Genomic DNA, 14,276 nt, shown 5'->3' on the forward strand with positions numbered 1-14,276 from the left:
ATATTTAATAAGTACTATAAGCATAATTGTAAGTATCCGTTAGCATGGAAGACATTCGTTTCATATTAATAATTAGGCTGCCTAGCAGCATGGAGGTCTTATGAATATATTTTTCAGAGAATTAAAAGCCAATCGGAAAGCACTTATTATATGGTGTGCCTGTATGGCTCTACTGGTTTTAAGTGGTATGAGTAAATACACTGCTTATTCTTCCGGCGGTGTTAATAGTGATATATTTGATAAACTGCCCTTAACCCTAAAAGCACTCATGGGCATGGGTTCCTTCAAGGTGACAGAAATGGCTGGTTTCTTCGCATTCCTCTTCTCCTATATTGAAATTACAGCAGCTATTCACGCTGCATTACTTGGAAACGGGATCATCGCAAAAGAAGAAAGAGATAAGACGACTGAATTCATAATCGTAAAACCAGTATCCAGGGCAAACATCTTAACTCAAAAATATTTTGCAGCAGTATTAAATGTCCTTATACTCAATGTTGTGACTTTTCTCTCATCTATCATGTCAGTATCCGCATTTAACAAAGGAAAACCTATTACCTCAGAACTTATTCAATTTTATATAAGCATGCTTTTTGTACAGCTTATCTTCCTTTTTCTTGGTGCAGTTCTTGCCACCTTCTCGAAGAGATCTAAGAGTTCGGGCTCTGTAACCATTGGAATACTTCTAGCAAGCTTTATGATAGCCAAATTCACAAGCATGACCGATAAAGTAAACTTCTTAAACATTCTATCTCCTTTCAAATATTTCAGCTATGAGAAGATCGTTAACGAAGATGGACTAAATGTTTTAATCATTATATTATCTCTAATTCTTGCAGGAGTATTTGCATTTTTCTCCTACGTATTTTATCTCAAAAAAGACCTAGTATAAATAAATGAAAAGTAAAAGCCGGCAGAATGGAGCACTCATTCTACCGGCTTTTACTAACAACATTTCCCCATTAAGCAATTCTTTGGTTAACAACGTTACTATACCATGTAACGCTGACAGGATTCTTACAAATTCCGTCCTTTATTGTCTGATACTAGTATTATTTTAACCTTTCTAGCTCTTTTTACCATAATCGAATAATTTTTTTATCCTTTGAGAGGGTTCTATGTCGTATTGTTCTTTTAAGGTCTTAACCAACCATTTATAATATTGACGTGCAACTGATTCATATCCTATATTGATATATATTTGCAGGAGCTGATAATTTATGGAATCTTCATATGGAAGCAATTCTGCCAAACATCGCAGATACTTTAACCTACCCTTCCCTAGCTGTGAGGTCTTAGGCTCAATCAGAGTCTTCAATATGAGTACTAGTTGCTGCTTAATCTCTTCATCCTTTTCAAAGCTCCATAGATAACCATGCTCTGATAAAAACCCCTTTCTGCAAAGCTCTATTGCATTATCCAATTTTTTTAGATCCTTTTCATCGGTATATTTAAAGGATTGAAGGGTTTCTTGTATCTCAAACAAATCGCACTTTGCTTCCGTTATCGATAAGCAATACGCGCTCTGATGATAACAAATAACTACTTGTGTTTCAAGTTCAGAAAATATATTTCGTATTCTGCTAACTGCTGTTTGCAATATTTGTAACGCCTTCTGTGTTTCATATTCCGACCAAAGGTATTCAATAATAACTTCTTTGCTAACATATTTGTTATGATGCATTAATAAGAATGCAAAAAGTTCCTCCGACTTTGCTCTTTCCCATTTAATCGGCACATGGTCAATCTGTACCTGTAGATTACCAAAACATAATATTCTTAAATTTCTTACCATCTTCGATCTTTTACTGAATATTTCATACTTCACTCTATCTATCATTTTTTTAAATCGTACTTGATTAATTGGTTTTAAGATATAGTCTAACGCATTTACATCAAATGCATCAACTGCATATTGATTCCAGGCAGTAACAAAAACAACTACAATCTCTGGATTAATCAAATAGAGCTTCTTCGCAAAGTTGATACCATTAATCACCGGCATTTCAATATCCACAAAAGCCACTTCTGGTTTATTAATCTCTGCCTCCTTTAAAGCTATCACAGGATTAAGATATTTTCTTGGTTCACTAAAAGCACCTGTAGCTATGAGCAGATCCGATATCTCCTCTAAATTATACCATTCGTCATCAACAACAATTGCTCGTATCATTGATTATACCTCCTGATAGGATTCTTCATAATCATCAAGCGGTATCCGAAAAGATACCGAAGTCCCATTCTCCGTCCTCCGTATTGTTAACCCCTCATGATAATACTTTATTAGACGCCTATGTATATTCGTCAATCCGATCCCTTTTTTATCGTAAGTAATTGAATCCAAGTTATGAATATACTCATCTGTAATTCCGACCCCATTGTCCCTTATATCAAAAAACACCTTGTCCTTCCATCGCTGAATAACCAAATAAACCTTGCCGCCTTCTGCCTTCTTTAAAATCCCATGGCGTATTGCATTCTCCACCAACGGTTGAAGGATAAGTCTTGGAACCTTTAACTCAGGAATATCATCCGTTATCAATTCATATTTTGCCCTTTTCCCAAAACGTGCCTGCTCTATATTTACATAGGTCTGGACTGTATCAAGCTCCTCCATCAGTGTGGACATCGGTGATTCACTGTCAAAATAGCAGCAATTTGATAAATACTCTCCTAACTCCGTAATTAATCTTTTTGCATCATCAGGCGCCCTGGATATCATAGAAGCAATTACACTAAGTGTATTATTAATAAAATGTGGGTTGATCTGAGCCTGAAGAAATGAGATTTCAATCAACTCCGCCCTATCTATTGCGACAAGTGCAACCTGCTGAAGAAGTTTTTTTTGTTCCATAATTTCTGTAATATCAACTATCTTAACACTCTTCCCAATTTTTCTCCCATCCACTGTGATGTCCTTTACGTCACCTCTAAAATAAAAGCATCCTGCTTCACCCTCATATTGAAATTCAAACCTGATCTGCTGATTGAATGCTTTTATATACTCGGGATGGGTTTTGATGAAGCTTTTAAACGGAATCCCTCTTTTTATCTTTTTACATTCGGGATAAAGCTGCATCATTACGTTATTTGCATCGATAATATAATTGTTCATATCGATAATCATAATCCCTGCACTGGATTGTCGGTAAACCATCTCTGTTGCGATTGGCATGGTCTCAAAAAAACCATATCGAAAAACAACAAAGACTAAAAGAATACATGATGCAAACGTAAATATCGGAAAATAATCAATCCCAAGTGTGTTATAAGAACTTACCGTATAGAATGCTGATATCCATGGAAGCAAAGAAGTCACCAACATAAGTACATACCCCTTACTCTGCGGTTTCGGAGACATAAGCATCCCCCATATATATACAACGGTTGTTGTAAAAGTAACATTGGAACCTAACAGAAGCATTGGGTAATAATAAGTTCTCTTTTCCATAAATAATGCATTTAATCCATTACCTGTATAATTTTCATATACCATATACATATGAAAATAATCGTGTGCAAAGAAAACCATATAAAAAACAATAGGTAACAATATAATCAGTAACTTGCTTATCATCATGTATTTTCTCTTAAGATGCACATACTCCAAACATATGATTAACCAGAGATATGCCTGTATGCAACTACCGATATGCTCTATTCTATACCAAATAACTGAAAGTGAGATAGAACTCGTGTTTAATTCCATGATATAGGCGGTGTTATAAATAATCATAGTAATAAGTAGTAATATATATTGATTGGCGCCGGGCATTCGGCGTCTCTGATACGCATAAATTATCAGAATCGTTGCAAACCCCACTGATGTTACCAGTATTAAGGATAATAAAAATAATAATGGATTCATATTCGTTCTCCATTCTAATGATATCTACGATTTTGTGCAATAGCACAAACGAAGTGGTAATCTCCTGGGATTTTATGTATTTTTATGTATTTATAGTGTAGATTTATTTGTTACATTATATCATACTATGTAAATATTTCCATAATATTTTACTATAATCGCACTATCTTTTTTATAAATTTTGTACTTTGAAATCATATCTAAACAAAATAAATCCGGGAGTATTATCGACTCCCGAATTTACTTTGTTTATCACTCTTTTAAGCTTTAACAATCTCAGCGATATATTTATTTCTTGTAATCAGATAAAAGATTCCCTGAGAAGCAAAGTAGATTCCGATTACAATGAATGCATTTCGGATAAACTCCTTGATGATAGCTTCCCCACCCACGATATAGGTCATGAGATAGATTAGCGAAGTACCAAAAAAGGTTCCAAAGAGTAACGGAAGGAAGAATACTATAAATAATTCCTTACCGATTACACTCTTCATCTCCTTATCCGTAATACCTATTTTAAAAAGCTTATTGAAAGCGACTTTTGCCTCCGGAAGCTCAGTAAACTGCTTAAAATAAAGAACACTTCCACCTGCGACAAAGAACATGATGCCCATCACTGTTGATGCAAACAAGAATACAGAATAGCCGCTTCGTAAATCTTTATATTTATCTAGGATGGAGATTACTTTTAACTCATTCTTACCTAACGCTGCCTTAAGCTCCTTAGTCAACTCTGCACTCTTCTTCCAGTTCTTAAAGTTAATCAGGTGATAGTACCCAATATTATTCTTTGACACCTTTGATGATAACAATTGATAATCTCCGTCATTCAATACAATTACAGAATTACTTGTAAAACTCTCCCGCGATGCAATCCAAATCCCTCTTCTAGAATCTTGAATGCGGTATTGGTAGGAGTTATTACCCTCATATAAACTAAAATTCTTTCCAGGTATTACACCGTGATGCCCCGGTATCCAATCCATCACAATATTAACTGCTTCTCCTCTGTTAACCACTACATTAGAAGTTGTCAATCGATTATACTCGGTGGCTGAGATTACCGGCTTACTGTCAGTGAGCTGATTGGAACCTTTCTTTGTATTCAGATAGATAAACTTAACTTCCTTATCATTGGCAATATTCTTGTCTGATAAGACCCGGTTCAACTTTCCCTCCTCGATATGGTTCACCGTCCCTGTCTCCACATATTCCAAATGATGAATTGCCATCTCCGCAATTGATTCACTTAAGGAGAATAAGGAGAACGGTGATGCCACAAGAAAGATTGTCATGGTGCTTAATACACTCAGTATAAAGATGATTTTCTTATTCTGATTAAATTTATGATGCAACTGGGTCGCTGATAGCAGATTCTTATAATAATACCTGCTCCTTCTGAATAGCTGCATAACCATATTCCCGCCGCAGGATAATGTCAGGTATATTCCTAAAAAGGACACACCCATGTAACTCATCAGTACGATTGGATTAGAATTTAGTTTGTCATGATTTGCAATTACTACTAGCATTACAGCAGAACTAACCATAATCAATAATCCCAAACCGCCAAAGATCGGATCAGTTTTGCGAAACTCCCTGCCTTCACTTTTTCTAGCCTCCTGTAATAAGCTGTTGATATCAAGCTTTCTCATACGAAGCATCATTCTGATCATAACCGAACCGAAGATGAGAAAGAACACAAGGAATGTCACGAAAAACGGGCGATAATCCATCGAGAATTTAATGTCTTTAATCTCCAGTAAACTAAGTATTACCATTTGAAATAATCTTGAAAATAACGCTCCAACTAGAACACCTGTCACAAAGGACGCAATGTTAATTAACAGACTCTCTAGGTTAATTAGAGTTCTAAGCTCTTTCTCATTCAAACCAAGTGTTACATAGATTCCAAATTCCTTATTCCTTCCCTTTACAAAAGCTGAATGCGCATAGTTAATAAAGAAAACAGAGAATACTGCAATCGCAACCATCGTAACCGGAAATACATAGGATAATACATCAGCATCCTCTCTTCCTTTAAGATTTTTGTTAAAGATTAACGTTGCATACATAAAGAAGAGCATAATGGAAAAGCTACTGGATAAAAAATAGGCATAATATTTTTTGATATTTCCTAGAAAATTTTTTAACACCACATCTTTAAAGGTCATTTATCTCACCTCCAACGATTGCCTGACAGTCTAAAATCTGCTCAAAGAATTCCTTTCTGGTTCCCTTTTTCACGATATCCATAAAGATCTTGCCGTCCTTGATGAAGATTACCTTCTTGCAGAAACTGGCTGCGAACACATCATGGGTAACCATCAGAATGGTTACATCACGATTATTGTTAATCTGTTCAAAGCAGTTCATTACCACGTTCGCTGACTTGGAATCCAGATTTCCAGTGGGTTCATCTGCAAATAAAATCATCGGATCGTTAACCAAAGCTCTACTGACAGCGGCTCTCTGCTGTTGTCCACCTGATATCTGATATGGACGTTTATCTGCTATCTCATCAATTCCAAAGAGCGTCATAATATCAGTTGCTTTCTCTTCCATGTACTTCGATTCCTTCTTATCAAGAACCATCGGGAGCATAACATTCTCCTTCAATGTCAGGTTATCCAGAAGGTTGAATTCCTGGAATACAAATCCCAGCTTTCTACGTCTGAATAATGCCATTTCAAACGGATTCATCTTATCAATTCTGGTTCCTCCGATTTCAACACTGCCACCACTCGGAGTCATAATTCCACTCAAAATAGATATCAGTGTTGATTTACCACTACCGGATGGTCCCATAATCGCGATAAAATCCCCTTCCTCCACTGAAAGATCAACCCCATCCAGTGCCTTCGTTGTATAATTCCCTTTCTTCTCACCATAAATCTTTGTTAAATAGTTTGCTGTTAATACCGACATCGTAAATCCTCCTATTCATTCGCCCCAGTGCAGCTTTTTATCTATCGCCTGCTTCAGGTGCTCACTTATTCTATAGGTCTATCATAATCGGTTTCTCCTAGTGCTTCCATTGATTACGCTAATGTAACCTTACAGTTTTGAAAGGTAAGTAATTTTTACTGTAGTGCCTTCCCCTACTTTCGAGGTGATTGCAAGAGCATGACCTAATTGCTTGCATACTTCCTTACAAAAGTACAGCCCGATTCCACTGGAATGATAACCTTTTCTCCCATTATCTCCTGTAAAGAACGCCTCATAAACTTTGCTTAGATCATGTTCCGGAATGCCGATTCCCTCATCCCTGATTGCAAGTACATAGTTATGTCCTTCCCGTTCAATCGTGAAGTAGATATTTTGCGCTACCTCCTGATCTTTTTTCGAATATTTTACTGCATTAGAGATTATTTGAGCGATAAGCAACTCATTCCATTTGCGATCGGATAAAATCATTGGGTCATTAACTTCTGACTCTATCTTAGGGTATACATGATTATATATAAATTGATTTTTATTCTTATTAATAATCCCTTTTATCTCTTCCATTAGATTGATTGGTTCGGGGATATAGTCCTTTGCAAAATCTTCCAGACGAATCATGTTCAGTATTGTATCCAGATTATATAAGAGCTTTTTATTCTCCTCCTTCAATCCCTGTACCGCGATGTCAGTATCAATATCTCCCTGTTCCATTCTCTGAAGCAGCACATCTGTAACGGTGACAGGTGTCTTCATGTTATGCACCCATAACGATAGAAATCTTCTCTCCTTATTCGCCGCATTTTGTGTGATTGCAAGCTTGTCCTGATAATCATGATGAAGGTTATTCATGGCTATGATTATTCTCTTGCTTATCCTACGGTGATAGCCGGTCTCATCCTCCGTATTACTCTCAATTTCCTCCATAGCAAGATAGAGCTTGCGGTAGTGTACGAAGCTGATACCCATCCAGACTAGGTACACAAACAGCACGATAAAAAAAGGGTAGAGAATTTCCAGCCTTCTTTCAGAAATAACAGAATAGAAAGTGCATATTAAAAGATTTGCACTAAAAAATGCAATCGTCCCTGCTATATGATCTATGAAAAAACTTTTCATAAGATTTCGCTTCATAAAATCATGCCTCCAACGAAGTTGTATCAAACAGATATCCGGCTCCACGCTTTGTTTTGATCACATCGTCCAGTTCTAGGTTCGATAATTTATTCTTTACCCTGGTGACGTTTACTGTTAATGTGTTATCATCCACAAAGCTACTCTCATCCCATAATTCCTCCAATAATACCTCTCTGGAGATCACCTTATTGGGTAATTGTACAAACTTTTTTATCAGCTTAAATTCATTCTTACTAAGTTCTTCTGTTTTATTTTTATAAGTTATTTTAAAACTGGCGCTATCCAGTACGATTCCATATAGTGAAATTTCCTCCGACCCCATTTGATGTGAATAATCTCCGTATAAACGTCTGACCAAAGCATTCACCTTAGCCAGAAGCACCTGAATATGAAAGGGCTTAACGATATATTCATCCGCTCCCAGCTCCATACTTAGTATTTGATCCGTGTCACTGTTTCGTGCCGATGTTACGATGATCGGTATCTTGGAACGCTTACGAAACATTCTGCAGTAATAGTTTCCATCATAATACGGTAGGTTAATATCAAGTAGAACCAAATCGGGCGCATAAACATCAAACTGCTTTTCAACATCTAGAAACGATTCCACGGAAAACACATCATAGCGATCCCGTAACAGCAGCTCCTTCACTTGATTTCTCAGCTGTATGTCATCTTCAATAATCATGATTTTTGGCATGTTAACCCCCACTCCGCCCTAAGGCCAATCAATTATGGTTTCATTATAATATCCCGTTCCATAATCTGCAAGCTATACACATAACATGAATTCTATACAAATAATTCCCTGGGCGTAATCTTACGTATACTTGTAGAAACCAGCGAAGTTATTAGCACCGAGAATAATGAAATTGATAAAAATGTTGCAAGCGTATACCATGGATTTACAACAAAGTGGCAATTTTGAATTCCGGATACACTTAGCATAAATGCAAAAGCCGGATTAATCAGGTAAGTAGCCAGTATTGTGCCGATCAAAGCGCCGATGATACAGATCGGACAAAAACTGATAATCATCTGAATAATCAATTGACCGGTGGTATAACCCAATGCCTTTGCTACACCAAGCCTTATTCTCTCCTTCATAATCTTAATCTTTATTAACAGATATAAAATTAATGTGATAATACTTAAAGTAATGATAATACATGCAATACACAGAATTACGATCACGCTGTTAAACGATCCTACCATGGTTGAAAAGGAATCCTCTCGATTCGTCAATTCAATAGGGAGATTTGAAAACTTCTTCGTAATATGATCGGTGACTGTGGGAATATTTTCTTTCTTGTCCAGATAGATGAACAATCCGGTAGGAGTAAACTGAGGATTAATTCTCCGCATTCCCTCTTCCGTCATATTTGCACCCTTGCCTAGATTACTGATATGCTGAGTTAAACCGACGATAATATACTCTTTCTCATATCCCTCAGGACCAACACGAACTACATCACCCAGCTTCACACCCAGACTCTTTAGTACCAAACCTGTCATGGCTATCTCATTGTCGTGCTTTGGATATCTTCCTTTAATAATAGTATTAATTTCTACATTCTTATAATCATTGCTTATAGAGACATTCGGACTTACTTCTCTATTGTTAAATCGTATCGGCATATTGATAAATGTTCTATTGATACTCTTCTTTACATGTTCATACTTTGCAACTTCGTCAAATATCTTTTGAGCATCTTTTCCATAATAATTTAGTACAAGATGGCACTTTTCAATTCCGACCAATCTTAAGAATGCTGTATTCTCAACATTAAAATTATAATTTGTAGTAAATGTAAATACACATACAAAGGACATAAGTGATACGATAATCAACATTATTACATTCTGTGTCATATTATGAACGAGTGTTTTTAACCCGATTGTAACATTCAGATGAAATGGACTTTTATGCATAGGGAAATGGTTTTTCCTAAAATTATGTGTGTGAAGTCCATCCCTTAAAGCAATTAGCGGTGTGACTTTTTTTAGCTTCCTCGCAGCAAGATATGCAATTGCAACAACCATAAAGAGGATTACACCTAGGTTTATCAGAAATGCCCATCCGTTTACACCCATCTCCCAAGTAAGCCCGACGGAGGTAGATACAAAATTAGTCATAATTCCAAGTCCGAATATAGAGAAGATGAAGCCTAATATTATACCTATGAGAGAGATTAGAATAAACTGCAGAATCGTACCCAGTATCAACTCATTCGAAGTATAGCCAAGAGCTTCCATTGCTCCGATATTCTTCATATTCCCTTCGATATAAGTAACAATAGCAAACCTTATCACGGTCAATGCAATCATCAAGATAATAAACGAGAATACAATCACGACTGCCATGATCAGATTTAAGAAGATGCTATCGCCTTTTTTCATAAGATTATAATCACTTGCGATGGTATTACTCATAACTTCTTGCATCTCGGTATTTGCCTTCTTAACGAACTGATCACAATACAGCGTATTGTCCGTTCCAGGGGTTAATTTTGCTTTTATAAATGACGCTCTATTTGCTTTATATTGATTATATAACTCATTAAACTCATCGGAATATACATAACATTTATAAAAGGATATATTACTCGGAGTAGCGAACATAATATCTTCTGCAAAGCCATAGATAATATAGGTTCGCGCATGAACTCCATTCTTTATCGTTATCTCATCACCCGTGCGATAACCTTTTGCAACCTTCAGATAGCACGGAAGAATGATCGAGTTTGCCCGTTTTTCCTTCCCTTGATTAATGATTTTTAGCTTTGATATCTTCTCGTTTGCATCTGCATTCAGCATAAAACAACCGATCGATTGACTTTTACTGTTTTGTGTTGTATTTTGAAACGTTGATGAAAACTGCAGCGCTTTCACATCTTCATATTGTTCGCATCTTCCTAGGTCATTAACAATGTTCTGAACCTTATTCTCATAACCATAAGGTGACATTACGATAAAATCAGCTCCATTCAGTTCTTCGTTCTTCTTATCCAAGAATGCATTGATCCCCATAAGTACACTGGTACTGATATACAGCAGGATTGTTGTAAATAGAATTAAAGAGATTAACGTAAATGTTATACTTCTATTTTTCTTAATATTGCTTTTTGCAATCATAAATAATTTCATTACTATCCTCCAAACTAGGCACCGAACCGAGCTACTCAAACTTAATTCATACAGTTGATATCTACCATCCCATACGCTCCAAAAACTCTTTTAATCGATTATGACGTTCCTGATCCCCTTTACAATAAAACCCGAGATTTAGTTCATCGATTATCACTCCATCCTTAAGATATAAGATGCGATTCGCTCTTCGAGCTGTTTTCATATCATGAGTTACCATCACTATACTTTGGCCTTCGTCATTCACCTCTGACAAAACATCCAGTACACTATTTGCATTCTGAGAATTTAAAGCACCGGTGGGTTCATCCGCAAACACGATTTCCGGAGAATTTATCAACGCTCTGATAATTGCTACTCTCTGGGCTTCCCCTCCGGATAACTGGTTCGGAAACTTTGAATAACATTCCTTGTTCAAACCAACGGCTAGTAATAATTCTTCCGTCTTTACCTTTAACGCCTTCTTATTCTTACTACCCAATAGACCACTGATTAGAATATTATCCATAACACTCATCGTATCGTTCAGATACATCTGCTGAAAGATAAAACCACAGTGCTTTCTTCTGAAAATGGCCAGTTGGTCGTTGTTATATCCACTAATCTGTGTCCCCCGAAAACTGATTTCACCGATTGTGGGCTTATCCATACCCGATAGGGCATACAACAGTGTCGATTTCCCTGATCCTGAATTGCCCATTATTACAGTAAAATCACCCTCATATATCTTTATATTTAAATTACGAAGTACATGCTGAATCACACTCCCGTTTGAATATGACTTGCATAGATTTTTTGCTTCTAAGATTTGTTTCATATCAATACCCAACCCTTCTTCGTTTATGAGAAAAGACCAACCGATGTCATTCGGATGGTCTAATTATAATCTATCATTGCTTAAGAAGTCTTTTTCTAAAGATTATGAAATCCTTATCAAATTCTTAATTATACTTTTTTTATTGTTAACTTCACTACAAATCCGCGATCAAGAATACATTCTATCTCGCCATCCATCCCTTCCATAAACTGCTTCGCTAGATATAAGCCTAAGCCGGCACCGGATTGATGCGACGCATTTTCCCCCCGATAATATTTCTCAAAGACTAAGGGGAGCTCCTTTGATGGAAAATCCATGCCAAAATCTCTGATCTCTAATTCGATTGAATAATCCCCATCGTGATAAGTAACCTCAATGTCTGTGTTAGCGTATTTATAGGAGTTATTAATAATATTATCAATCACCTGATTAAGACGCAATCGGTCACAATAGATTAAACATCCGGGAAGCTCATTCTTTATATAAATCTTACCATAGTGGTTCAGATCACTAAACATATCATCAAGAACGGTACTAAGCTCCTCCTTAGGCTCTATTTTAAGAGCCATTAACTCCTCTAAGGTAGCGTGGAACATATTACTGATCAGCTTATCAATCACATCTGCCTTCTGATTAATTGTTCGTATCTTCAAAACAATATCTTCTTCTATTACCTTAACTTCCAGCAGCTCACATAGTGCCTTAATTGTTGACACCGGAGTTTTAATATCATGGGATAATTGAGCCACTAATTCTTTCTTACTGATGTTCGCCTGATATTCCCCTTGTCTGGCGCGCTTTAATTCCTCTCTCATCATATCAAAGCTTTCCGTGAAAGCTCCAAAATAGTTCGCTCGATCCATTAATAGCGGCATCTCCAATTCACCCATCGATATATTATCCGCAAATCGTTCCAAGCGCCTGAACGGTAATAATATTCTCCGGTATAGGTAATATGCAATTACATAGATGGTGAAAAGAAGTACAAGAAGCGATCCCACTAAGGCCATTTTTATGTTCTGTTTCATTATTACTAAAGAGTTCAAGTTGTCAGTAAAGATTATTTTACCGATTAATTTTTCACCCTCCATATAATCGAAGATAACATCCGATCTTTGGATGGCTTGATAAAGCTGATTGGTATAATCCTGCTGACTTCTTATTATTATTCTGCAACGGTATTTCTTCTCAAGCTCAGGTATACTTAAGCTCTTACTGTCTTCTAATATATTTTTATATTGATCATTTATTTCAATAATATCACAGGCATTATACTGGAGTTTATCTATATAATTTATGATAAATAAAAATGACAAACCCAGCAGTATTGTAGAGATGATAAGCAGCATCCTCAGCTTCATAATTCAAACATATACCCGATTCCCCAAATAGTTTTAATATATTTTGGCTCATTCGGATTCCTCTCTATCTTTTCTCTGATTTTTCGGATATGTACGTTTAAGGTTCCATCACTGAAGAACTCATCACCCCATACGTTCGTAAATAATTCTTCCTTCGCTACCACCTTATCACGATTTTGATATAAATATGTAAACAGATTATACTCCTTATTCTTTAATATAATTTCCTTCCCCTCGACATAGATCTTCCTTGTATTTTGATCGACCATTATTGCTTCACTTGAGGAAGAATTGGAGGTAACACCTTCGAACCTTTTTAAAACCACCTTAACTTTAGCTAATAATACACTCAGCGAATATGGCTTTTTAATATAATCATCCCCACCAATATTTAGCCCGATTAAGATATCATCGTCGCTCTGTCTGGCACTGATAAAAAGAATAGGAATTGTTAGCTGTTCTCTAAGTTTTTGACAAAGTGTGAATCCACTTTCATTCTGGAGATTAATATCCAACAACAAAATTTTTACTGAATGCTCCTGTAAAAATGTCATACATTCAGCGGAATCCTTAACATAGGTGGAATTTACACCAAACATATTAAAATATTCACAGGTTGCTGCAGCCAACTCTATCTCATCATCTACAATCAGGCAGTCATAATTCATCATGAGCTTCCTCCACTCTAGGATATATTTATTATAAATTGGAATTTTCTACAAAAATGATAACAGAGATAATAGAGGAAAGCAAGAAAGGCTTCGCATGTGTTTCACTCTCATAAAGCAATAATATATTCCCTTAGGTAGCAGCATCTCCTACAATCCATTATTTTCTACGGTTTTCTTTCACCATTTTTCTATTCAAAGAATATAATATTATGTAACAATTCATCAAGTATTAGAAGAAACAAGTGGCTTTTTGTCGGTAATCGGTCCATTTATCCAATAGTATCCCTATTAAAAACGTATGAGTTTATTCATTGTCAGTCACTAATTTTAAA

General features: G+C 36.1%; 11 protein-coding genes. 1 reads left to right on the forward strand and 10 read right to left on the reverse strand.

Annotated elements, in window-relative coordinates:
• Positions 1–100: 100 nt before the first annotated feature.
• Entirely contained in the window at positions 101–892 is a 792-nt protein-coding gene (locus AC6IWN_RS15615; RefSeq protein WP_497988546.1) for an ABC transporter permease subunit, read from the forward strand.
• A 174-nt stretch (positions 893–1,066) separates the two neighbouring features.
• Here AC6IWN_RS15615 and AC6IWN_RS15620 read toward each other — a convergent pair whose 3' ends face one another.
• The 10 genes from AC6IWN_RS15620 to AC6IWN_RS15665 form a co-directional block, all read right to left on the reverse strand.
• Positions 1,067–2,173, reverse strand: a complete 1,107-nt coding sequence (locus AC6IWN_RS15620) for a response regulator (protein ID WP_497988548.1) — start codon at positions 2,171–2,173, stop codon at positions 1,067–1,069.
• Between the two features lie 3 nt (positions 2,174–2,176).
• Positions 2,177–3,868: a histidine kinase N-terminal 7TM domain-containing protein gene (locus AC6IWN_RS15625; RefSeq protein WP_497988550.1), complete on the reverse strand. Its 1,692-nt coding sequence runs from the start codon at positions 3,866–3,868 to the stop codon at positions 2,177–2,179.
• 260 nt (positions 3,869–4,128) lie between these two features.
• A complete protein-coding gene (locus tag AC6IWN_RS15630; protein ID WP_497988552.1) occupies positions 4,129–6,042 on the reverse strand; it encodes an FtsX-like permease family protein in 1,914 nt (637 codons plus the stop codon).
• The gene (locus tag AC6IWN_RS15635; RefSeq protein ID WP_497988554.1) at positions 6,032–6,796 is read right to left on the reverse strand and encodes an ABC transporter ATP-binding protein; all 765 of its coding nucleotides are present in this window, start codon (positions 6,794–6,796) and stop codon (positions 6,032–6,034) included. Before AC6IWN_RS15635 ends, AC6IWN_RS15630 begins: the two co-directional genes overlap by 11 nt.
• A gap of 129 nt (positions 6,797–6,925) precedes the next feature.
• A complete protein-coding gene (locus AC6IWN_RS15640) occupies positions 6,926–7,945 on the reverse strand; it encodes a sensor histidine kinase (RefSeq protein ID WP_497988556.1) in 1,020 nt (339 codons plus the stop codon).
• Between the two features lie 4 nt (positions 7,946–7,949).
• Positions 7,950–8,648, reverse strand: a complete 699-nt coding sequence (locus AC6IWN_RS15645; RefSeq protein ID WP_497988558.1) for a response regulator transcription factor — start codon at positions 8,646–8,648, stop codon at positions 7,950–7,952.
• A 92-nt stretch (positions 8,649–8,740) separates the two neighbouring features.
• Positions 8,741–11,095 (reverse strand): ABC transporter permease, encoded by a 2,355-nt coding sequence (locus tag AC6IWN_RS15650; RefSeq protein ID WP_497988560.1) that lies wholly within the window; start codon positions 11,093–11,095, stop codon positions 8,741–8,743.
• Positions 11,096–11,156: 61 nt separating this feature from the next.
• The gene (locus AC6IWN_RS15655; protein ID WP_497988562.1) at positions 11,157–11,912 is read right to left on the reverse strand and encodes an ABC transporter ATP-binding protein; all 756 of its coding nucleotides are present in this window, start codon (positions 11,910–11,912) and stop codon (positions 11,157–11,159) included.
• Between the two features lie 128 nt (positions 11,913–12,040).
• A complete protein-coding gene (locus AC6IWN_RS15660; protein WP_497988564.1) occupies positions 12,041–13,261 on the reverse strand; it encodes a HAMP domain-containing sensor histidine kinase in 1,221 nt (406 codons plus the stop codon).
• An 8-nt stretch (positions 13,262–13,269) separates the two neighbouring features.
• Entirely contained in the window at positions 13,270–13,944 is a 675-nt protein-coding gene (locus tag AC6IWN_RS15665; protein WP_497988565.1) for a response regulator transcription factor, read from the reverse strand.
• Positions 13,945–14,276 lie beyond the last annotated feature (332 nt).

The organism is Variimorphobacter sp. HTMS_6, from assembly GCF_059717775.1.

Bases quoted from the DNA above. Each gene is read 5' to 3' on its own strand.
- AC6IWN_RS15615 (WP_497988546.1), top strand. From the start codon at position 101: ATGAATATATTTTTCAGAGAATTAAAAGCCAATCGGAAAGCACTTATT.
- AC6IWN_RS15620 (WP_497988548.1), bottom strand. From the start codon at position 2,173: ATGATACGAGCAATTGTTGTTGATGACGAATGGTATAATTTAGAGGAG.
- AC6IWN_RS15625 (WP_497988550.1), bottom strand. From the start codon at position 3,868: ATGAATCCATTATTATTTTTATTATCCTTAATACTGGTAACATCAGTG.
- AC6IWN_RS15630 (WP_497988552.1), bottom strand. From the start codon at position 6,042: ATGACCTTTAAAGATGTGGTGTTAAAAAATTTTCTAGGAAATATCAAA.
- AC6IWN_RS15635 (WP_497988554.1), bottom strand. From the start codon at position 6,796: ATGTCGGTATTAACAGCAAACTATTTAACAAAGATTTATGGTGAGAAG.
- AC6IWN_RS15640 (WP_497988556.1), bottom strand. From the start codon at position 7,945: ATGAAGCGAAATCTTATGAAAAGTTTTTTCATAGATCATATAGCAGGG.
- AC6IWN_RS15645 (WP_497988558.1), bottom strand. From the start codon at position 8,648: ATGCCAAAAATCATGATTATTGAAGATGACATACAGCTGAGAAATCAA.
- AC6IWN_RS15650 (WP_497988560.1), bottom strand. From the start codon at position 11,095: ATGAAATTATTTATGATTGCAAAAAGCAATATTAAGAAAAATAGAAGT.
- AC6IWN_RS15655 (WP_497988562.1), bottom strand. From the start codon at position 11,912: ATGAAACAAATCTTAGAAGCAAAAAATCTATGCAAGTCATATTCAAAC.
- AC6IWN_RS15660 (WP_497988564.1), bottom strand. From the start codon at position 13,261: ATGCTGCTTATCATCTCTACAATACTGCTGGGTTTGTCATTTTTATTT.
- AC6IWN_RS15665 (WP_497988565.1), bottom strand. From the start codon at position 13,944: ATGATGAATTATGACTGCCTGATTGTAGATGATGAGATAGAGTTGGCT.